The organism is Actinomycetospora succinea, from assembly GCF_004363095.1.
GTDB lineage: Bacteria > Actinomycetota > Actinomycetes > Mycobacteriales > Pseudonocardiaceae > Actinomycetospora > Actinomycetospora succinea.
On record NZ_SNYO01000005.1, the window covers coordinates 119,145 to 139,326 of the forward strand.

The following is a 20,182-nucleotide window of genomic DNA, read 5'->3' on the forward strand; positions in this document are numbered from 1 at the left end:
GGCGTGATCAGGCCCTCATCGGGCGACGCCGACGTGAGCGGGCCCTCAGCTCCGCGGGTGCTCGGCCGGCGGCACGCCCGGCGGACGGCCCGCCTCGAGCCGGTCCTTGAGCCCGAACGCCAGCGCCTTGGCCGCCCGCTGGCGCCGGACGGCCTCCTTCGTGGCGGCGCGCGCGGACATCGGCTCGCCGACGGGGTCGACGCGCAGGAAGTAGTGCAGCACGGTGCCGTCGCCGACGGCCTCGAGCCAGACCTCCATGCTCCCCCGCCACGCGTCGCCGACGACGCTCCAGCGCACGCCCTTCTCGCCGCGGTCGGTGAACACGCGCAGCGCGAGGTCGGGCCAGAGCCGGCGCCACGCCGCCGGGTCGGCGAACTCGGTGGCCAGCCGCCCGGGCGGCACGGCGAGGAACGTCTCGTCCACCACGTCCACGGTCGCCACGGGGCCCAGCTTCTCAGGCCCGCCCGGGAACCGTTCCGCCGCCGCCGTTGGGCGGATTGTCCGGCTACCCGGAAGTAGTCCCCCGCGACTAGGGTCACAGCCGACGCAGAGCGGCGCGGTCAGGAGTGGTGGCAGATGCAGCAGTACACGGAGCCGGCGGTCGGCAAGGTCGCCGACGACGACAACCTCACGTCCGCGCCGTGGGCCAACGCCGACGCGCACGGCGGCGACGTCGCCTACCGGCGCCTGGTCGACGACACGTGGCACGACGTCACGTTCGCGACGTTCCGCGACGAGGTCGCCGCCGTGGCCAAGGGGTTCATCGCCGCGGGCCTGCAGCCCGGCGACCGTGTGGGGCTGATCTCGAAGACCCGCTACGAGTGGACCCTCGTCGACTACGCGCTCTGGGCCGCGGGCGCGGTCACGCTGCCGATCTACGAGACCTCCTCGTCGGACCAGGTCGAGTGGTGCCTCTCCGACTCGGCCGCGCGGGGCGTCGTCGTCGAGTCCGACGAGCACCGCGGAATCGTCGACGCGCTGCGCGAGAAGCTCCCCGAGCTCGGGCACGTGTGGCAGATCGACGCCGACGCGGTGGGCACGCTGCGCGAGGCCGGCGCCGGCGTCGACGACGCGACGCTCGAGGCGCGCCGCACCGCCGTCCACGCCGACGACCTCGCCACGCTGATCTACACCTCGGGCACCACCGGGCGCCCCAAGGGCTGCGAGATCACCCACCGCAACCTGCTGTTCGAGGTCCGCGCCGTGGCCGACACCTTCGGCGACCTCATGCAGCCCGGCAACAGCACGCTGCTGTTCCTCCCGCTGGCGCACATCTTCGCGCGCGTCATCCAGTGCGCGGCCCAGGAGTACCGCTACACCGTCGGCCACTTCGCCGACACGAAGAAGCTGACCAGCGAGCTCCCCCGGTTCCGGCCGGACTTCCTGCTCTCGGTGCCCCGGGTGTTCGAGAAGGTCTACAACGGCGCGAAGGCCAAGGCCCACGGCGACGGCAAGGGCCGGATCTTCGACATGGCCGAGGCCACCGCGGTCAGCTACAGCAAGGCCCTCGACAGCGGCGGCCCCGGCATCGCCCTGCGGCTGCAGCACACGCTGTTCGACAAGCTCGTCTACGGGAAGCTCCGCGCCGCGCTCGGCGGGAAGGTGATCGGCGCGGTCTCCGGCGGCTCGGCGCTCGGCGCCCGCATCGGCCACTTCTTCCGCGGCATCGGCGTCCCGATCCACGAGGGCTACGGCCTCACCGAGACCAGCGCCGCGATCACCGCGAACCCCAACGGCGCGATCAAGGTCGGCACCGTCGGCAAGCCGATCCCCGGCGTCACGATCGCGATCGCCGAGGACGGCGAGGTGCTCGCCAAGGGCGACGTCGTGTTCCGCGGCTACTGGAACAACGCGGAGGCGACGTCCTCGACGATCGTCGACGGCTGGTTCCACACCGGCGACCTCGGCGGCCTCGACGACGACGGCTACCTGTCGATCACCGGCCGCAAGAAGGAGCTGATCGTCACGGCCGGCGGCAAGAACGTCGCCCCCGCGGTGCTCGAGGACCGGGTGCGCGCCCACCGCCTCGTCAGCCAGGCCCTCGTCGTCGGCGACAACCGCCCCTACGTCGGCGCGCTGATCACCCTCGACCCCGAGGCCCTGCCGGGCTGGAGCACCGAGCACGGCAAGGACTCGTCCGACCCGGCCGCCCTCGCCGACGACCCGGACATCCGCACGGAGATCTCCGCGGCCATCGACGACGCCAACCGCGCGGTCTCCAAGGCCGAGGCGATCAAGCAGTGGCGCATCCTGACCAGCGACTTCACCGAGGAGAGCGGCGAGCTCACCCCGACGATGAAGCTCAAGCGCAACATCATCGCCGAGAAGCGCGCCGACGACATCGAGGCGGTCTACGAGCAGCGCTGAGCCTCGCGCGCGCCCCGACCTGACGAACGAACGGCGCTTTCGCTGCTTCAGTAGCAGCGAGAGCGCCGTTCGTTCCCCGGGGCGGCGCGCAGGCGGAGCAGCGGCGTGCGCCGGGCGGGTCAGCCGGCGGCGAGAGTGCGCAGGCGCGCGGCGCGGGCGTCCCACGTCCAGTCGGCGCGCATCCACCGGCGCCCCGCCTCCCCCATCGCGCGAGCGGCGTCGGGGTCGGCGAGGACCTCGGCGAGGACGGCGGCGACGTCCGCTGCGCTGCGCCCGTCGACGAGGCGCCCGGTCTCGCCGGGCCGCACCGTCTCCGGCGCGCCGCCCGACCGACCCGCGACGACGGGCACCCCGCACGCCTGGGCCTCGAGCAGCACGATGCCGAGGCCCTCGACGTCGAGGCCCCCGCCCAGGGTCCGGCACGGCAGCGCCGAGACGTCGGCGGCGGCGTGGTGCGCCGGGACCTCGTCGGGGGACATGGGGCCGGTGAACACGACGTGGTCGGCGACGTCGTGGTGGCGGGCGAGGCGACGCAGGCGGTCGCGGTCGGGCCCGTCGCCCGCGATCAGCAGCGCGGCGCCCGGGACGGCCCGGCGCAGGGCCGGCAGCGCCGTGATCAGCACGTCCTGGCCCTTGCGGCGCACGAGCCGCGACACGCACCCGACGACCGGCCGCTCCCCCAGCCCGTAGCGACGCCGGATGTCCTCGCGCGCGCCGGGATCGGGCCGGAACCGGGAGGTGTCGATGCCCGAGGGCAGCGGCTCGAGGGCGGCGTCGGGCCCGAGCGCCGCGGCGATCCGTCCGCGCGTGTACCTGCTGACGGTGGTCACGACGTCGCTGTCGCGCCCGATCCGCGCGAGGAGCTGGCGGCTTCCCGGCAGCATCGACCAGCCGACCTCGTGCCCGTGGGTGCTCGCGAGCACCCGCCCGGCGCCGGCCCGCCGCAGCGCCGGCGCCATGAGGCCCAGCGGGGCCGCAGCGCCGAACCACACCGTGCGCGCCCCGTGCGCCCGCACCAGCTCCGCCGCCCGCCGGGTCGCCCCCGGGGTCGGCAGCATCATCGCCGTGGGCAGGCGGTGGACCTCGAACGGCTGCTCGGCGTCGAAGCGCCGGCACGCCTCGCGGGCCTCGTCGGTGCGCTTCCAGGTGGAGGCGAGGACGACGAGCTCGCCCGGCGGCAGGTGGGTGGCGAGCGCGTGCAGGTAGGACTGGATGCCGCCGGGGCGGGGCGGGAAGTCGTTGGTGACCAGCAGGGTGCGCGCCACGGCCGGAGCTTCGCACGGGCGCGCCGGCCCGTCGGCACCGACCGTGACGGCTACGCCCAGCGGCCGATGAACTCCACGACGGCCCTGTCGACGACCTCCGGGTGCGAGGCGCTGAGGAAGTGCCGGCCGCCCTCGACGACCTGCAGATCGGCCTGCGGGGAGCGGGTGAAGCGCCCGATCTCGTCCTGCGCGTTGGCGACCGAGTACACGGGGTCCGCGGTGCCGTGCAGCCACAGGACCGGGCAGCGGACCTCGTCGAGGCGGCCGTGCAGCCCGTCGCGGTCCCGCAGGTTGATCGAGCTGGTCCGCAGCCGGCGGCGTCCGGCGTCCCCGGTGTAGTTCTGCTGGTGGGTGGCGTGCCAGAACGCGCGGGTCTCGTCGTCCACCTCGCCGAACCCCTCTGCCAGGACGGCGTCGACCAGGTCGGTGGGGATCACCCAGCCGTCGCCGACCGGCTCGGCGAGGGCGTCGATCGCCGGGCTGAGGAACGCGATGCCGTCCCAGCAGCCCAGCTCGCGGCTGCGCGGGCTCTCGAAGTCCATCGAGGTGCCGAGCGGGACGACGCCCTGGACGACGTCCGGGGCGAGCAGGGCCATCCGCACCGCGATCCAGCCGCCCTGCGAGGTGCCGAGGGCGAACGCGCGCTCGATGCCGAGGGCGTCGAGGACCTGGAGCGCGGCGACGGCGGTGTCCCAGTAGGTGTAGTCGGCGTAGCCGGCGCGGGTGCTGCCGTGGCCGTACGGCTCGATCGCGAGCAGGTTCGCGGTGCGCCCGAGCTCCTCGTCGTCGAACTGCGGGCGGTACAGGTCCACGGACGTGGTGAACGAGTTGACCATGACCAGCGTCGGGAGCGACTCGTCGAAGGGCTCGCTGAGCGCGTAGCCGACGTGCGAGGAGCCGAGGTGGGGCACGGTGATCGTGCGAGCGGCGCTCATGGAGCGGAGCGTGTGGCGTGGACCACCAGCGTGTCAATCAGCCTCCCGACCGCTCAGAGCACGATGCGCCGCACCCCGGTGAGGCTCGAGCGGACCTGGGAGACCTTGACGACGTCGCCGGACTGCGGGGCTTCGAGGAACTTGCCGTCGCCGACGTAGAACCCGACGTGGGTGACGGGGTCGTTGAAGAACAGCAGGTCGCCGGGGCGGGCGTCGGCCATCGACACCGGCACCCCGACCAGGGCCTGCTGGCGCGACACCCGTGGCAGCCCGACCCCGACCTGGCGGTAGGCCCACTGCACCAGCCCCGAGCAGTCGAAGGTGCTCGGTCCGGTGGCGCCCCACAGGTAGGGCTTGCCCTGCTGGGTCAGCGCCGCGCGCAGCGCCTCGATCGCGATCCCGGAGCCGGGGATGTTCGTCGGGAAAGCCGTGGTGCCCCCGCGGCGCAGCGCGGCCAGCGTGGCCGGGGAGGCGTCGTCGAGCGCTTGCTCGGCGGCGGCGACCTCGCGGTCGGCGTCGGCCTGGCGGCGTGCGGCGTCGTCGGCGGTGCGCTGGGCGTCGGAGGCGGAGCGGTCGGCGTCCAGCGCGCGGGCGGCCGCGTCGCGCTCGGCGGTCTCGGCGGCGGCGGTGGCGTCGAGGAAGCGCTGGACGAAGGCGCGGTTCTCGGTGGTGATCGTGTCGAGCAGGCTGGTGCGCTCGAGGTAGGCCTGCGGGGACTCCGACCCGAGCACCGCGGCCAGCGCGTCGAGCTGCCCGCCCTGGTAGGCGGCCCGAGAGATCTGGTCGACGTCGGCGAAGGCCCGGTCGCGCTCGCCGCGGGCCGCGTCGGCGGTCTTCTGGGCGGCGCGGGCGTCGCGGCGGGTGCGGTCGGCCTCCGCGCGGCGCACGCGCAGCTGTTCGGCCGCGTCCAGCGACGCCTCGGTGGCGTCGGCCGCGCGCCCGTTGGCCTGCGCGAGCGCGGTCACGGCGTCCGACGCCCCCGGCGGCACGATCGGGTCGGCCGTCGCGGGCGGGGCGGACGACAGCCCGGAGGCGAGCAGGGCCACCACGACACCCGCACCCAGGACATGGGCGATGCGGCGGGACGACACCACGTTCTCGTCGGGTCCTCTCTGCACCGACCGGCAGCGCCGTGCCCCCGGCCCCGTGGGAGGACCTCGCGGACCGCCCTCGCGCCGGACGCCTCGGCCCCGACGGCCACGATCCGGAGCCCGCGTCGGCGCCCCCGACACCTCGCGAGTGAGCGAACCTTACCGACGCGTAGTCCGCCCCTTGCACCGACCGGTGGGCGCCCGGGCGGCGGCCGGCCCGGCGTGCTGCCGGCGGCGGGCGCTCACCCAGCGTCTCGGGCCCGACGCGCGGCCGGGCGCCCGCGTGGCGCCGGCTCCGGTGTCGGCGGCACCAGCCGCAGCCGCGGGATCAGCCCGTGGTCGGCGAGGACCTCGAGCGCCCGCTGCTCGACGGGCCCGAACTCCAGCGGCAGCGGGCCGCCGGGCGCGGCGTCGGACGGGCGGACCGTCCCCTCGCGGGCCGAGGGGACCGAGGGCGTGCCGAGGAGCACGCCGACCACGCAGTCGTGGCAGGCCACATCGCGGACGGTGCAGGTGTCGCAGTCGATCAGCACGGGAGCCTCCGAGGACTCGCTCCCCGGCCGGTCCGGGGTGTTGGTGGGCACGCTAGGAGCGACCCCCGACAACGCCGCGTCTCCGCAGGTCAGATGCGGGACAGCCGCGCGAGCAGCACGCTCGACGGCACCGGGTGGGCGCCCTGGCGGCGCACCGAGTCGACGACCGCGCGGTCCGAGGTCACCACGACCAGCGGGCGGCCCTCCGGCTCGGCGCCTACCAGCGAGCGGATGAGGTCGTCCGCGATCACCCCGGGCTCGCTGAAGAGCACCCGCACCCCGCGCACCGAGTGCGTCGGCACCCCCGTGATCCCGGCCCCGTCGAACACGAGGGTCGTCTCGGCGCCCGTCCGCGCGGTGAGCGGGGCGAGCGCCGCCACGAGCCGCTCGCGCTGCGCGGCCAGCGACAGCTCGGGCCACCCGGTCTTCGTGACGTTGTAGCCGTCGACCATCAGGTGGACCTCGGGGAGGGCGAGCAGGCGGTCGAGCGCGGCGGGGTCGGTGACGCGGGCCTTGGGCGTCGTCCCGGAGCCGGCGCCGACCAGCTCGGCGGGCCGCGAGCCGGTGTCCCCCACCCGCAGGCCGAGCTCCTGGCGCAGGCCCTCGGCGGCGCCCGCGACGGTGTCGACGAGCAGCGCGAGCCGCGCGTCGTCGGCACGCCGGGCCTCGACCGACGCGCGCCGGGCGTGCGCGAGGTCGTCCGCGGCGCGCCGGGCACGGTCGTCGGCGGCGGCCGCGAGCTCGCGCTGGCGGTCCCGGTCGCGGCGCAGCTCCTCCAGCTCGGCACGCAGCCCGCCGTCGCCGGCCTCGCGGGCGGCGCGCAGCTCGGCGGCCTCGTCCTCGGCGCGCCGGACGCGGGTGCCCTGCTCACGCAGCCGCGCGCGGAGCTTCGCGATCTCGTCCTGGTTCGCCTCGGCGGCCGCGTCGACGGCGGCGCGGGCCCGGTCGCGCTCGGCGGTGAGGCGGCGCACCTCGGCCTCGAGGCGCTCGGCCTTCGCCAGCGCGGCGTCCCGCTTCGCCCGCGCGCGCCCGGCGTCGGCGCGCTCCCCGAGGTCGCGGACGAGCCCCGAGCCCTCCTCGCGCCCCTCCAGCACCGCGACGGCCGCGGCGTGCACCGGGTCGGGCGCCGGGGGCCGCCAGTCGGCCGGGCGCTCCTCGGTCCACCAGTCGACGACGAGCGTCGCGAACCCCTGGGCGCTGCCCAGCGCCCCGAGCAGCGGCCCGGCCCCCGCGCGGGCGCGTTTGGCCGGCGCGAACCGGGCGACCGGACGGACCGGCGGCGGGAGCTCGGTGACCGGCAGGTTCCCGACGGCCACCGCGACCAGCTCGGCGACCTTCGCGCGCACCGTGTCCGGGGCGGCCTCGAGCAGCCGGAGACGCACGGCGGACCGGGCGGCGGCGTCGTCCTCCTCGGTGCCCTCGGCAGGCGAACAGGTGGGCGCGCCGTCCCCCGCCGCGGCGTCGCCCTCCTCCATGACCGGTCAGGCTAGACCCGACCGACCGTCATCACCCGGGGCTGTCGGGGGTCGCCTCTAGCGTCCGCCGGCGATGGACGCCCCCGCTCGTCCGGTCACCGGGCCGGACCCCCAGCTCTCGTTCGGCGAGCTCGGCACGCCGCTCTCGGCGGTCACGTTCGTCGTGCTCGACCTGGAGACGACGGGCGGGCCGCCCGACTCGGACGCGATCACCGAGATCGGGGCGGTGAAGGTGCGCGGCGGCGAGGTGGTCGGCGAGTTCGCCACGCTCGTCGACCCGGGCGTCGCGGTGCCCCCGCAGATCGTCTCGCTCACCGGCATCACGACAGCGATGGTGCGCGACGCCCCGCGCCTGCCCGCCGTGCTCGGCGCGTTCCTGGAGTTCTGCGCGGGCGCCGTGCTCGTCGCCCACAACGCCCCGTTCGACATCGGCCACCTCCGCGCGGCCTGCCGTCGCCACGGGCCGTCGTGGGCGCGTCCCGCCGTCGTGTGCACCGCGCGGCTGGGCCGGCGCGTGCTCACCCGCGACGAGGCCCCGTCGTGCCGCCTCTCGGCGCTGGCGACCCTCTTCCACGCGCGGACCCGCCCGATCCACCGCGCCCTCGACGACGCCAAGGCCACCGTCGACGTGCTCCACGGCCTGCTCGAACGGGTGGGCGGGCGCGGGGTCTCGACGCTCGAGGACCTCCTGGCGCTCCAGGTCGAGGTCAGCCCCGTCCAGCGGGCCAAGCGCCACCTCGCCGACGCCGTCCCCGAGGAGCCCGGCGTGTACCTCTTCCGCGGGCCCGGCGACGAGGTGCTCTACGTCGGCACCAGCGGCGACCTGCGACGACGCGTGCGCTCCTACTTCACCGGCGGCGACAAGCGGGCGCGCATGAAGGAGATGATCGGGCTCGCCGAGCGGGTCGACTGGGTCGTCTGCTCGAACGCGCTCGAGGCCGAGGTCCGCGAGCTGCGCCTGCTCGCCGGGCACGCGCCGCGCTACAACCGCCGCTCGCGCTTCCCCCACCGCGGCTGGTGGGTCGCGCTCACCGACGAGCCCTTCCCCCGTCTCTCGGTGGTCCGCACGCCCCGCGCCGACGCGATCGGTCCGTTCGGGCGCCGCCCGGACGCCGTCAGCGCCGTCCAGGCGCTCCAGGACGCGGTGCCCCTGCGCCCGTGCACCCAGCGCATCCCGGCCCGCGGGGCGTCGGGCACGCCGTGCGCGCTGCACGAGATGGGCCGCTGCGGCGCGCCGTGCGCCGGGCACCTCGACGTCGACGCCTACCGACCGGTGGTCGCCGACGCCCGGGCGCTCGTCCGCGGCGCCGACGACGCCGGGCTGCGGCGGCTCTCGGCGACGGTCGGCGCGCTCGCGGAGGCCGAGCGCTTCGAGGACGCCGCCGCCCACCGCGACCGTCTCGCCGACCTCGCCACCGCGCTCGGCCGGGTCCAGCGCCTGTCGTCGGTCGCCGGCGCACCCGAGATGATCGCCGCGCGCCCCGACGGCGCCCGCGGCTGGGACCTCGCGGTCGTGCGCCACGGGCGCCTGGCCAACGCCGGACGGGCGCGGCGCGGGACGCCGCCGATGCCGGTCGTCGAGGCCCTCGTCGCCTCCGCCGAGACGGTGGTCCCCGGCGACGGCCCGCTGCGCGGCGCGCCGCCCGAGGAGGTCGCCGTGGTCACGCGCTGGCTCGAGCGGCCGGGGACACGCATGGTGCGCACCACGACCCCGTGGGCGATGCCGGCGGCGGGCGCCGGGGCGTGGGCCGGGTGGGTCGGGCGCGCCCGCGACGCGCGCCGTGATCCCGCCGGGGCGCCCGGCGAACCGCCCTAGACTCCCCCGGGCCACCCCGCCCGAGCACCCGAGCCACCGAGGAGCGCCCGTGATCACGGCCTTCGTGCTGGTCCACGCCGACGCCGACCGCATCCCCGAGACCGCACAGGCCATCGCGGACCTCGAGGGCGTCGCGGAGGTCTACTCCTGCGCCGGCGACGTCGACCTCGTCGCCGTGGTGCGCGTCCGCGAGCACGAGCAGCTCGCCGACGCCATCGCCGGCGGCCTGTCCAAGGTCGAGGGCGTGCAGAGCACGACCACCCACATCGCGTTCCGCTCGTACTCCTCGCGCGACGACGCGTCGGCGTTCTCGGTGGGGCTCGACTAGCCGCCCGTCTGGTCCCGCACCGCCCGGGCCACCGCCGACCAGCGCTCCAGCAGCGCGGTCGCCGCTCCCGAGTCGACGGCCTCGGCCGCCCGGCGCTGCCCTGCGGCCACGCCCTCGTGCAGGTCAGTCATCGCCGTCCCGGTGACGGCCTCCTCGTAGGCGGCGAGCGCCGCCCCGGCGTTGAGCACCACCGCATCGCGGACGGGGCCGGGCTCGCCGGCGAAGACCGCCCGGGCCACCGCCGCGTTGTGGGCGGCGTCGCCGCCGCGCAGGTCGCCCGGCCCGGAGGTCGGCACGCCGAGGGCCGTCGGGTCCAGGGTCTCGACGCGCACGCCGCCGGGACCCGCGTGCCAGACGGTGGTGGTCGTCGCGGTGGTGACCTCGTCGAGCCCGTCGTCGCCCCGCACCACCACCGCGCGGTCGCCGCGCGCGGCGAGGACCTCGGCGAGGATCGGCGCGAAGCGCACGTCGGCGCACCCGATCAGCGCCGCGCCCGGCCGCGCGGGGTTGGTCAGCGGGCCGAGCAGGTTGAACGCGGTGGGCACGCCGAGCTGTCCGCGCACGGGGCCGGCGTGACGCATCGCCGGGTGGAACACCTGGGCGAAGCAGAACCCGATCCCCACCTCGGCCACGCAGCGCGCCACGGCGTCGGGACCGAGGTCGACCGGCACCCCGAGCGCCTCGAGCACGTCCACCGACCCGCTCTGCGACGACGCGGCGCGCCCGCCGTGCTTGACCACCCGGGCGCCCGCCGCGGCCATCACCACGGCGGACATGGTGGAGATGTTGACCGTGTGCGCCCCGTCGCCGCCGGTGCCGACGATGTCGACGACCGGGCCCGGGACCTCGACCGACCGCGCGTGGGCGAGCATCGCCGTGGCGAGCCCGGCGATCTCGGGGGCCGTCTCGCCCTTGGCGCGCAGCGCGACGACGAACCCCGCCACCTGCGCGGGCGACGCCTCCCCGGCCATCACCTGGTCCATCGCCCACTCGGTGTCGTCCGCGGCCAGGTCCTGGCGCGCGAGCAGGCGGCCGATGAGCGCGGGCCAGCCGGGAGCGCCCACGGGGGCCGTCACCCGCGGACGGCCGGGAGGGTGCGCTCGCGCAGGACGGTGGCCACGGTCTCGGCCGCGGTCACCGGATCCAGCGGCTGCACCAGGACGGCGTCGGCCTGCGACCACGTCGCGAGCCAGTGGTCGTCGCGGCGGCGCACGACGACGATCACCGGCGGCGGGTCGTCGCTCTCGTTCTTGAGCTGGCGGCAGACACCCATCCCGCCGGTGGGCTGCGCCTCGCCGTCGAGCACGGCGAGGTCGATCTCGCCGGCGTCGGCCGCGCCGAGCACGTCCGCGACGTGGGCGGCCTCCACGAAGCGCAGACGCGGGAGGTCGGGCGCCGGCCGGCGTCCGACGGCCCCGGCGATCGCCTCGCGGACCTCCGGTCGGTGGCTCATCACGACGACCGTGAGCGTCGGTGTCGGTGTCGTCATCGGATGCTGCGCTCCCTGTCCCGCATGCGCCGGATGCTAGCGGGCGGCACGCACCGTCACGACCACCTGCCGACGACCCGCGGGATCGGTACGACGGTCCGACGTACGACGACGGGTAGGAGAACACGCAGGTGAGAGGCGGTGCAGGTCGGCGCGGGTCCCGACCCCCTCACGGGAGCGGCCGCGGAGCGACACGTCCGGGCCTCGCCCCGACGGGCTGGTGTCGGCCGGAGGTGTCATCATGTCGCCCGTGACGACCGCCCAGGGTGCGCCGGCGCCTTCCTTCAGCGCGAGGATTCACTCCCTCAACCGGCCCAACGTCGTGAGCGTGGGGACCATCATCTGGCTCTCCAGCGAGCTGATGTTCTTCGCCGGGCTGTTCGCCATGTACTTCGTTGCACGGGCGAACGCCGTCGAGGGCTGGCCACCGGAGCCCACCGAGCTCGACGTGCCGTACGCGCTGGTCAACACGATCATCCTCGTGGCCTCGTCGTTCACCTGCCAGTACGGCGTGTTCGCGGCCGAGCGCGGGGACGTGTTCGGGCTGCGGCGCTGGTACGCGATCACGTTCACGATGGGCCTGATCTTCGTGCTCGGGCAGGTGTTCGAGTACCACACGCTGGTCACCGAGCACGCGACGACGATCTCGAGCAGCTCGTACGGCTCGGTCTTCTACATCACGACCGGCTTCCACGCGCTGCACGTGACCGGCGGGCTGATCGCGTTCATCCTGTTGATAGCGCGCACGTTCCTCAGCCGGTTCACGCCGGCGCAGGCGACCGCCGCGATCGTCGTCTCCTACTACTGGCACTTCGTGGACGTCGTCTGGATCGGGCTGTTCGCCGTCATCTACTTCATCCGCTGACCGATGGCCGCGACCCCGCAGGACGACACCCCGCACGACCGCCAGGACCACCACCCACGGCGAGGAGAGCTCGAGGTTGGGCACCCGATGAGTGACGAGAAGACCCGCCCGCGGGCCCAGGACACGGGTCGAGCTCCGCTGCGCTCCGTCTCCCGGCGCGGGTCGAAGATGCGCCGGCGCCTGTCCGGGCTGCTCGCCCTGGGCGTGGCCCTGGTCGCCGTCGGCGGCCTCTACACGGTGTTCACCCCGGAGCCGGACCAGGCGATCGCGGCGGACCCGGCGATCGTCCGCGAGGGTCAGCAGATCTACGACAACTCCTGCATCACCTGCCACGGCAGCAACCTGCAGGGCGTCGGGGGCCGTGGCCCCAGCCTCGTCGGCGTCGGCGAGGCCTCGGTCTACTACCAGGTCTCCACCGGCCGGATGCCGCTCGCGGCCCAGGGTGCGGCCGCGGAGCGCAAGCCCCCGCGCTACGACGAGCGCCAGATCGACGCGCTCGGCGCCTTCATCCAGGCCAACGGCGGCGGCCCCGTGCTGCCCGCCGAGAGGGGCGAGGCGCTGCGCGGCGAGGAGCTCGGCCGCGGTGGCGAGCTGTTCCGCCTGAACTGCGCCTCGTGCCACAACTTCACCGGCCGCGGCGGCGCCCTCTCGCAGGGCAAGTTCGCGCCGAACCTCGACCCCGCGAACGAGTCGCAGATCTACGCCGCGATGCTCTCGGGCCCGGCGAACATGCCCACGTTCGCGGACTCGCAGCTCTCCCCCGAGGAGAAGCGCGACATCATCGGCTACATCAAGTCGGTGTCGAGCAACAACACCGGCGCGAACCCGGGCGGCAACGGCCTCGGCGGGTTCGGCCCGGTGCCCGAGGGCATCGTGGCGTTCTTCGTCGGCCTCGCCGCCCTGATCGGTATCTCCCTCTGGATCGGAAGCCGCCAGTGAGCACGCGTCCCGCCGAGTCGCAGTCCCAGCAGTCGGGCCACCAATCGGACGGCTCGCCGCGCATCCCGTCGGACGAAGAGCTCGCGCAGATGAGCACCGACGACCTCGTCGACCTGGGCAACCGGATCGACGACATCGAGGTCGTCTCGTCCCGCGAGCGCTTCCCGGTGCCCGGGACGCGGGCCGAGAAGCGCGCCGAGCGCCAGGTCGCCGGGTGGTTCATCCTCGCGGCGATCTCCGCGATCGTCTTCATCGTCGCGTTCATCGCGTGGCCGTGGGAGTACCGCTCGCCCACCGAGGAGGGCGCGTGGATCTACGCGCTCTACACGCCGATCATCGGCGTCACCTTCGGCCTGGCCGTCTTCGCCGTGGGCATGGGCGTCATCGCCTACTCGAAGAAGCTGCTGCCTGAGGACCTGACGATCCAGCAGCGCCACGACGGGCGCTCGCCGGAGATCGACCGTCGCACCGCGGCGGCGCGCCTGGTCCAGACCGGCCAGCAGAGCGGTCTGTCCCGCCGCAAGCTGATCTACCGCTCCATGGGTGCGGCCGGCGGCGTCCTGGGCCTCGGGGTCCTCGTCGCGGCGTTCGGCGGCCTGGTCAAGAACCCGTGGAAGGAGGGGCCGAACTCGCCGCTCCTCGTCACGGACTGGAAGTCGAAGGGCGGCGAGCGGGTCTACGTCCGCAAGTTCAACGGCAACGCCCGCGACATCGTCCTGGTGCGCGCCGGCGACCTCGAGCCCGGCGCCATGGAGACGGTCTTCCCGTTCCACGCGAGCGAGGTCAAGAACCCGGCCGTGTTCGAGGAGTTCCTGGTGGCCGGCGCCACCGGCGGCCAGGCCGTCCTCAACGAGGAGGACCTCGTCGACCCGGAGCACGTCGCCGAGACCGTCCGCTCCTCCGACTCGCCGGTCATGCTCATCCGCCTCCGGCCGAACGTCGCGGTCATCAAGCGGGCGGGCCAGGAGGACTTCAACTACGGCACGCTGTTCGCCTACTCGAAGATCTGCAGCCACATGGGGTGCCCCACGTCGCTGTACGAGGACCAGACGAACCGCATCCTCTGCCCCTGCCACCAGTCGCAGTTCCAGGCGAACGAGTACGCGAAGCCGGTCTTCGGGCCCGCGACCCGTCCACTGGCGCAACTGCCGATCGCGGTGGACGATCTGGGGTATCTGTACGCACGCAGTGACTTCATCGAACCGGTGGGTCCGGCGTTCTGGGAGCGCAACTCATGAGCTCGATCACCACACCCACGCGTAAGGGTGGCGGCCTGGCGATGAAGCTCGCCGGCACCGCCGCCGACGAGGTCGACAGCCGCGTCCACCCCGCGGGCGGCATCCGTCGTCAGATCAACAAGGTCTTCCCGACGCACTGGTCCTTCATGCTCGGCGAAGTCGCGATGTACAGCTTCATCGTGCTGCTGATCTCGGGCACCTGGCTGGCGGTCTTCTACGACCCGTCGATGGCCGAGACCACGTACGAGGGCAGCTACGCCGGCCTCCGTGGCGTCACGGTGTCCATGGCCTACGAGTCCACCGTGAACATCTCGATGGACGTGCGCGGCGGCCTGTTCATCCGCCAGGTCCACCACTGGGCGGCGCTGCTGTTCGTCGCCGCGATGATCGCGCACATGATGCGGACGTTCTTCACCGGAGCGTTCCGCCGCCCGCGCGAGACCAACTGGGTGCTCGGCGTCGTGCTGCTGCTCACGGGCATGATCGAGGGCTTCCTCGGCTACTCGCTGCCGGACGACCTGCTCTCCGGCACGGGCCTGCGCACCGGCCTCTCGGCGATCGTCCTGTCGATCCCGGTCATCGGCACCTGGCTGCACTGGGCGATCCTCGGCGGCGAGTTCCCCGGGACGATCATCATCCCGCGCCTCTACATCGTCCACGTGTTCCTGCTGCCCGGGATCATCACCGCGGTCATCGCGGTCCACGTGGCGCTCGTGTGGTTCCAGAAGCACACGCAGTTCCCCGGTCCCGGTCGCACCGAGCGCAACGTCGTCGGCGTCCGCATCCTGCCGACGTTCGCCACCAAGGCCGGCGGCTTCATGGTCGTCTCGGTCGGCGCGATGGCGATGATGTCGGGCATGTTCCAGATCAACCCGATCTGGAAGCTCGGCCCGTACGACCCGACGCAGGTCTCGGCCGGCTCGCAGCCCGACTGGTACATGGCGGTGTTCGACGGCGCGGTCCGGCTCTGGCCGTCGTGGGAGATGTACCTGTTCGGCCGGTACACGATCCCGGCGATCTTCTTCCCGGCCGTGATCGGGATGGGCATCCTCACCACCCTGCTGGCGCTCTATCCGTTGATCGAGCGCAAGCTGACCGGCGACGACGCCCACCACAACCTGCTGCAGCGTCCGCGCGACGTCCCGGTCCGCACGGCGACCGGGATGATGGCCATGACGTTCTACTTCTGGCTCGTCCTGGCCTGCGGCAACGACATCTTCGCCTACACGTTCGACATCTCCCTGAACGTGATGACGTGGATCGGGCGCATCGGCCTGCTCATCCTGCCGCCGTTCGTGTACTTCGCGACCTACCGCATCTGCCTGGGCCTCCAGCGCAGCGACCGCGAGGTGCTCGAGCACGGCATCGAGACCGGGCACATCAAGCGGCTGCCGCACGGCGAGTTCATCGAGGTGCACCAGCCCCTCGGCGGCGTCGACGAGCACGGGCACGCCATCCCGCTCGAGTACCAGGGCGCCAAGGTGCCCAAGCGGATGAACGACCTCGGCTCCGCCGGCACGCCGCTCAAGGGCGGCTGGTTCCGCCCCGACCCGCCCGAGGAGCAGGACGCCCTCGGCGGCGGCGGCGGCAAGGACCCGCTGCAGGTCGAGCCGGGCGGCGACCGCGAGCTCGCCGGTCGCCCGGACGCCGGTCGTCCGCGCGACATCCAGGAGTAGGCACCGAGCACGACCCTCGACGGGCCGGGAGCGTCACCGACGCTCCCGGCCCGTCGTCGTTCGTTCGGGGGTGCGCGTGTCCCGGTGCGAGCGATGCGGCATCGCTGACGTGTGACGCCAGGATCGCCACATGCTCACTCGCGCGACACGCCGCGAGGAGCGCCTAACGCACGGGGTGGTGTCAGCGTGGCGGCCACGCTGACGTTCAACGTCAGGGAATCCGCCGGCTCGATCGGCGCACGAGGGCCTCGAGGACACGCGCTCCCCCGTGACGTGGGGCCCGACAGCCATGATCAGGGGCGTCCTGGTGCACATGTCGCGGCGCGCGAGGTCGATGGCGTCGCCCTTGATCTCCGGCAGACTGGTCGCTCGTCCCTCGTCGCGCCCACGAGCATCGCGTCACCCAGGCCCCAGCCAGTGGAGCGAACGCGCCGTTCGCTGCTTCTCGGCGAGCGAACGGCGCGTTCGCTCCCACCCGGCATCCGCGAAGCCTCGCCAGCACCGAGGGGCAAAACCGACACCCCGCGAGCCCCGCCGGCCCCGCAGAACGCATCTCAGGCCCCCGGACGACGCCCCCGGACACACGACGGCCCCGCTCCGACGGGCGGAGCGGGGCCGGGCGTCAGGAACGACCGAGGCTCAGTGCGCCTCGGGCCCCGCGTGGTACTCGAAGACGAGGCCGCAGATGGCGATGATCAGGCCGATGCCGGCGAGGACAATCAGCCACCACTGCCACAGGGCGATGCCGAGGCCCGTCATGGCGGTGCCGCCGGCGACGGCGATGGGCCAGTAGCTGCCGGGGCTGAAGAAGCCCAGGTCGCCGGCGCCGTCGGAGACCTCGGCCTCCGGGTTGTCCTCGGGGCGCTCCTCGAGGCGGCGCGCCACGAAGCGGAAGTACGTCCCGATGATCAGGGTGAGGCCGCCGGTGAGCGTCAGGGCGACGATGCCGACCTCCTCGCCCGAGAGGATGCCGTAGACGATCGCGCAGACGAAGCAGAAGACGGTGAGGATCTCGAAGATGCGGGATTCGACTCTCATCGGGTCCTCACTTGACGGCGATCTGCGACGTGGGGCTCTGGTCGAACGTCGGCGTCGTGATGGCCTGCGGGGCGCACAGCTCGCCGCAGTTCATCGCCGCCAGGGCGTCCGGGGTGGTGTAGCCCTGCCCGGTCTGCGGGTTGACCTGGCCGCGCAGCCGCAGGAACTGGTCGAACTGTGCCGGCGGCAGGGCGCGGACCTCGAAGTTCATCATCGAGTGGTACGCGCCGCAGAACTCGGCGCACCGGCCGACGAAGGCACCGGGGCGTTCGATCCGGTCGATCACCCAGGTGTTCTTCTGGTCGTTCTCCTCCGGGTTCGGCATGACGTCGCGCTTGAACAGGAACTCCGGCACCCAGAACGAGTGGATGACGTCCTGCGAGTGCTGCGTGAACGCGATCGGCCGGTCGGTCGGCAGCACGAGCAGCGGCACCTGGGTGGTGGAGCCGACCACGGAGGCCGGTTCCCCGTTCGGGGCCGGGGTCTCGGGGTAGGCGAACTCCCAGTTCCACTGGAACCCGATGACGTCGATCTTCAGCTCGTCGCCCGACGCCTCCCGGTCGACCACGTTCTGGACGACGACCGTGAAGTAGAAGAGCACCGCGACGATGACCAGCGGGACGACCGTGAGCACCAGCTCGAGCGGCAGGTTGTACTGGAACTGCCGCGGGAGGTCGGACTCGCCGGCCTTCTTGCGGTGGAACGCGACGGTCCAGGCCGTCGCCCCCCAGACGAGGACGCCGACGATGAGCGCGGCGACCGCGGCCCAGGTCCACAGGGTGCGCATCTGCGTGGCCTCGGGCGTCACGCCGACGGGCCAGCCGAAGCGCAGGACCTCGTCGACGGAGCAGCCGGAGGTGGTCAGGGCAACGGCCACGGCCGCCACGGCGAGGCCCACGGCCCGGCGCGCGCGGCCGGTGCTGCTCCGGACCGGCGTCCCATCTCGGCGCACTGCTGGCTGCCTTCCTTCTCGGGCGGTGCCCCCACGTCCGCGCTGGTCGTACAGCCCGGCGTCGGCGTGGTGAGCGGCCCGGCGGACCCGGGCCCCGACGTCGGTGCGGAGACTAGCCGAGCCAGCCACTACGCGCTGTCGGAGGGGCGCGGCGCGTCCCCCCGCAGGGCGTCACCGGAGCGATCACGCGGGGTCGTCATACTGGCCCGGGCCCGGCCCGTCCGGGTGCCAGGGCGACCCCGGAACCGGAGGTGTCAGCGGACGCGTGTGCGGCCTGATGGGATTGATCACGTCCGACGGTGAGGCGCCGGCCCGCGCGGAGGCGGTGCGGGAGAGCCTCACGTGCATGCGCCACCGCGGCCCGGACGAGTCCGGCGAGTGGCACGACGGCGACGTGGTGCTCGGCTTCAACCGGCTGTCCATCATCGACGTCGAGGGCTCGCACCAGCCCCTGACGTACGCGAGCGACCGCTACCGCATCGTCTTCAACGGCGAGATCTACAACTACCTCGAGCTGCGCGAGGAGCTCGCCCGCGACCACGGCGCCCGGTTCGTCACCGACGGGGACACCGAGGCCATCGTCGCCGCGTACCACGTGTGGGGCGCCGACGCGGTCCGCCGGCTGCGCGGCATGTTCGCGTTCCTCATCTGGGACACCCAGGAGCGCGTCCTGTTCGGCGCCCGCGACCCGTTCGGCATCAAGCCCCTCTTCGTCGCCGCCGGCCCGCACGGGGTCGCGTTCGCGAGCGAGAAGAAGAGCCTCCTCGAGCTGGCGACGGCGCTCGGCGAGCCCACGACGGCGCCGGACCCGACCGCCCTGCAGCACTACCTGCAGCTCCAGTACGTCCCCGAGCCCCTTACGCTGCACCGCACGATCCGGCGCGTCGAGTCCGGGACGAGCTTCACGGTCTCCCCCGGCGAGCCGATGACCGCCGAGCGCTACTTCGTCCCGCAGTTCGACGAGAAGCCCGTCGACGACGAGACGCGCCTGCACCACGAGATCACCGAGGTCCTCCGCGACTCGGTGGCCAAGCACATGCGCGCCGACGTCACGGTCGGCGCGTTCCTCTCCGGCGGCGTCGACTCGACGGCCATCGCGGCGCTCGCCCGCGAGCACAACCCGGACCTCATCACCTTCACCACCGGCTTCGCGCGCGAGGGCTACTCCGAGGTCGACGTCGCGCGCGAGTCCGCCGAGGCGATCGGGGTGCGGCACGTCGTCCGGGAGGTCACCGCCCAGGAGATGATGGACGCGCTGCCGCTCATCGTCTGGTACCTGGACGACCCGGTGGCCGACCCCGCGCTGGTCCCCCTGTGGTTCGTGGCCCGCGAGGCCCGCAAGCACGTCAAGGTCGTGCTCTCCGGCGAGGGCGCCGACGAGCTCTTCGGCGGCTACACCATCTACAAGGAGCCGATCTCCCTCGCGCCGTTCGAGAAGCTGCCCGGGGCGGTGCGCAAGCTCGCCGGCGCGCTCTCGTCCCGGCTGCCCGACGGCATGCGCGGCAAGGACCTGCTGCGCCGCGGCGCGCTCCCCCTCGAGGAGCGCTACTACGGCAACGCGCGGATCTTCCGCAAGGACCAGCTCGCGGCCGTCCTGCGCGGCCACGACCCGGGCCTGTCCCACGTCGACGTCACCGCCCCGCTCTACGCCGACTCGGGCACCTGGGACCCGGTGGCGCGGATGCAGCACGTCGACCTGTTCACGTGGCTGCGCGGCGACATCCTCGTCAAGGCCGACAAGATGACGATGGCCAACTCGCTCGAGCTGCGCGTGCCGTTCCTCGACCGCGAGGTGTTCGAGGTCGCGTCGCACCTGCCCACCGAGCAGAAGGTCGCGCACGGCACCACGAAGTACGCGCTGCGCCGGGCGATCGACGGCATCGTGCCCCCGCACGTGCTGAACCGGCGGAAGCTCGGGTTCCCGGTGCCGATCCGCTACTGGCTCGCGAACGACATGCTCGACTGGGCGCGCCAGATCGTCCGCGACTCGCAGACCGACGCGATCCTCGACAAGGCGGCCGTCCTGCGGCTCATCGACGAGCACCGCGCCGGCCCCGTCGACCACTCGCGCCGCATCTGGACGCTGCTGGTGTTCATGCTCTGGCACGGCATCTTCGTCGAGCAGCGCATCCGCCCGGAGATCCCGGAGCCCAACTACCCGGTGTATGCGTGAAC

General features: G+C 73.8%; 18 protein-coding genes. 8 read left to right on the plus strand and 10 right to left on the minus strand.

All coding sequences use genetic code 11. The annotated features are described in order from the left end of the window. Nucleotides 1–45: 45 nt before the first annotated feature. The gene (locus EV188_RS19120; RefSeq protein ID WP_243741825.1) at nucleotides 46–441 is read right to left on the minus strand and encodes a polyketide cyclase / dehydrase and lipid transport; all 396 of its coding nucleotides are present in this window, start codon (nucleotides 439–441) and stop codon (nucleotides 46–48) included. Nucleotides 442–576: 135 nt separating this feature from the next. Here EV188_RS19120 and EV188_RS19125 point away from each other — a divergent pair, with 135 nt between their 5' ends. Then, complete coding sequence (locus tag EV188_RS19125) at nucleotides 577–2,367, plus strand: AMP-dependent synthetase/ligase (RefSeq protein ID WP_133827897.1); 1,791 nt, start codon at nucleotides 577–579, stop codon at nucleotides 2,365–2,367. A gap of 119 nt (nucleotides 2,368–2,486) precedes the next feature. On the opposite strand, the gene EV188_RS19130 is transcribed toward EV188_RS19125, so the two are convergent. The 5 genes from EV188_RS19130 to EV188_RS19150 all read right to left on the minus strand — a co-directional run bounded on the left by EV188_RS19130 (nucleotide 2,487) and on the right by EV188_RS19150 (nucleotide 7,666). Next, nucleotides 2,487–3,632, minus strand: a complete 1,146-nt coding sequence (locus EV188_RS19130; RefSeq protein ID WP_133827898.1) for a glycosyltransferase family 4 protein — start codon at nucleotides 3,630–3,632, stop codon at nucleotides 2,487–2,489. 50 nt (nucleotides 3,633–3,682) lie between these two features. Further along, entirely contained in the window at nucleotides 3,683–4,567 is an 885-nt protein-coding gene (locus tag EV188_RS19135) for an alpha/beta fold hydrolase (protein ID WP_133827899.1), read from the minus strand. Between the two features lie 53 nt (nucleotides 4,568–4,620). Beyond that, nucleotides 4,621–5,661 carry a C40 family peptidase gene (locus EV188_RS19140; protein ID WP_133827900.1) on the minus strand — a complete coding sequence of 347 codons (1,041 nt, stop codon included), beginning with the start codon at nucleotides 5,659–5,661 and terminating at the stop codon, nucleotides 4,621–4,623. 239 nt (nucleotides 5,662–5,900) lie between these two features. Further along, nucleotides 5,901–6,242 (minus strand): hypothetical protein, encoded by a 342-nt coding sequence (locus EV188_RS19145; protein ID WP_243741826.1) that lies wholly within the window; start codon nucleotides 6,240–6,242, stop codon nucleotides 5,901–5,903. Nucleotides 6,243–6,280: 38 nt separating this feature from the next. Beyond that, entirely contained in the window at nucleotides 6,281–7,666 is a 1,386-nt protein-coding gene (locus EV188_RS19150) for an NYN domain-containing protein (protein WP_133827901.1), read from the minus strand. 73 nt (nucleotides 7,667–7,739) lie between these two features. Between EV188_RS19150 and EV188_RS19155 the strand changes: the two genes are divergently transcribed. Together EV188_RS19155 and EV188_RS19160 are read left to right on the plus strand one after the other, a co-directional pair. Then, nucleotides 7,740–9,482: a DEDD exonuclease domain-containing protein gene (locus EV188_RS19155; protein ID WP_133827902.1), complete on the plus strand. Its 1,743-nt coding sequence runs from the start codon at nucleotides 7,740–7,742 to the stop codon at nucleotides 9,480–9,482. 49 nt (nucleotides 9,483–9,531) lie between these two features. Further along, nucleotides 9,532–9,810 (plus strand): Lrp/AsnC family transcriptional regulator, encoded by a 279-nt coding sequence (locus EV188_RS19160; protein ID WP_133827903.1) that lies wholly within the window; start codon nucleotides 9,532–9,534, stop codon nucleotides 9,808–9,810. Here the strand turns inward: EV188_RS19160 and trpD are convergent. After that, complete coding sequence (gene trpD, locus EV188_RS19165; RefSeq protein ID WP_243741827.1) at nucleotides 9,807–10,886, minus strand: anthranilate phosphoribosyltransferase; 1,080 nt, start codon at nucleotides 10,884–10,886, stop codon at nucleotides 9,807–9,809. The genes EV188_RS19160 and trpD overlap by 4 nt on opposite strands. Then, a complete protein-coding gene (locus EV188_RS19170) occupies nucleotides 10,883–11,263 on the minus strand; it encodes a response regulator (RefSeq protein ID WP_243741828.1) in 381 nt (126 codons plus the stop codon). Before EV188_RS19170 ends, trpD begins: the two co-directional genes overlap by 4 nt. Nucleotides 11,264–11,540: 277 nt before the next feature. On the opposite strand from EV188_RS19170, the gene ctaE reads away from it, so the two are divergent. From ctaE to qcrB, 4 genes are all read left to right on the plus strand, one after another. Continuing rightward, nucleotides 11,541–12,164: an aa3-type cytochrome oxidase subunit III gene (ctaE, locus tag EV188_RS19175; protein ID WP_133827905.1), complete on the plus strand. Its 624-nt coding sequence runs from the start codon at nucleotides 11,541–11,543 to the stop codon at nucleotides 12,162–12,164. A 168-nt stretch (nucleotides 12,165–12,332) separates the two neighbouring features. Next, nucleotides 12,333–13,103 (plus strand): cytochrome bc1 complex diheme cytochrome c subunit, encoded by a 771-nt coding sequence (qcrC, locus tag EV188_RS19180; RefSeq protein WP_243741859.1) that lies wholly within the window; start codon nucleotides 12,333–12,335, stop codon nucleotides 13,101–13,103. After that, nucleotides 13,100–14,341, plus strand: a complete 1,242-nt coding sequence (gene qcrA, locus EV188_RS19185; protein WP_424922936.1) for a cytochrome bc1 complex Rieske iron-sulfur subunit — start codon at nucleotides 13,100–13,102, stop codon at nucleotides 14,339–14,341. Before qcrC ends, qcrA begins: the two co-directional genes overlap by 4 nt. Then, nucleotides 14,338–16,017, plus strand: coding sequence for a cytochrome bc1 complex cytochrome b subunit (gene qcrB / locus EV188_RS19190; RefSeq protein ID WP_279536758.1), 1,680 nt, complete (start codon nucleotides 14,338–14,340; stop codon nucleotides 16,015–16,017). Before qcrA ends, qcrB begins: the two co-directional genes overlap by 4 nt. Nucleotides 16,018–16,656: 639 nt before the next feature. On the opposite strand, the gene EV188_RS19195 is transcribed toward qcrB, so the two are convergent. Both EV188_RS19195 and ctaC read right to left on the minus strand, forming a co-directional pair. After that, nucleotides 16,657–17,055 (minus strand): cytochrome c oxidase subunit 4, encoded by a 399-nt coding sequence (locus tag EV188_RS19195; protein ID WP_133827907.1) that lies wholly within the window; start codon nucleotides 17,053–17,055, stop codon nucleotides 16,657–16,659. Between the two features lie 7 nt (nucleotides 17,056–17,062). After that, nucleotides 17,063–17,953, minus strand: a complete 891-nt coding sequence (gene ctaC, locus EV188_RS19200; RefSeq protein ID WP_481726161.1) for an aa3-type cytochrome oxidase subunit II — start codon at nucleotides 17,951–17,953, stop codon at nucleotides 17,063–17,065. Nucleotides 17,954–18,272: 319 nt separating this feature from the next. Between ctaC and asnB the strand changes: the two genes are divergently transcribed. After that, nucleotides 18,273–20,180, plus strand: coding sequence for an asparagine synthase (glutamine-hydrolyzing) (gene asnB, locus EV188_RS19205; protein ID WP_133827908.1), 1,908 nt, complete (start codon nucleotides 18,273–18,275; stop codon nucleotides 20,178–20,180). Nucleotides 20,181–20,182 lie beyond the last annotated feature (2 nt).

Bases quoted from the DNA above. Each gene is read 5' to 3' on its own strand.
- EV188_RS19125 (WP_133827897.1), top strand. From the start codon at position 577: ATGCAGCAGTACACGGAGCCGGCGGTCGGCAAGGTCGCCGACGACGAC.
- EV188_RS19135 (WP_133827899.1), bottom strand. From the start codon at position 4,567: ATGAGCGCCGCTCGCACGATCACCGTGCCCCACCTCGGCTCCTCGCAC.
- EV188_RS19150 (WP_133827901.1), bottom strand. From the start codon at position 7,666: ATGGAGGAGGGCGACGCCGCGGCGGGGGACGGCGCGCCCACCTGTTCG.
- EV188_RS19155 (WP_133827902.1), top strand. From the start codon at position 7,740: ATGGACGCCCCCGCTCGTCCGGTCACCGGGCCGGACCCCCAGCTCTCG.
- EV188_RS19170 (WP_243741828.1), bottom strand. From the start codon at position 11,263: ATGAGCCACCGACCGGAGGTCCGCGAGGCGATCGCCGGGGCCGTCGGA.
- ctaE (WP_133827905.1), top strand. From the start codon at position 11,541: ATGTCGCCCGTGACGACCGCCCAGGGTGCGCCGGCGCCTTCCTTCAGC.
- qcrC (WP_243741859.1), top strand. From the start codon at position 12,333: ATGCGCCGGCGCCTGTCCGGGCTGCTCGCCCTGGGCGTGGCCCTGGTC.
- qcrB (WP_279536758.1), top strand. From the start codon at position 14,338: ATGAGCTCGATCACCACACCCACGCGTAAGGGTGGCGGCCTGGCGATG.
- EV188_RS19195 (WP_133827907.1), bottom strand. From the start codon at position 17,055: ATGAGAGTCGAATCCCGCATCTTCGAGATCCTCACCGTCTTCTGCTTC.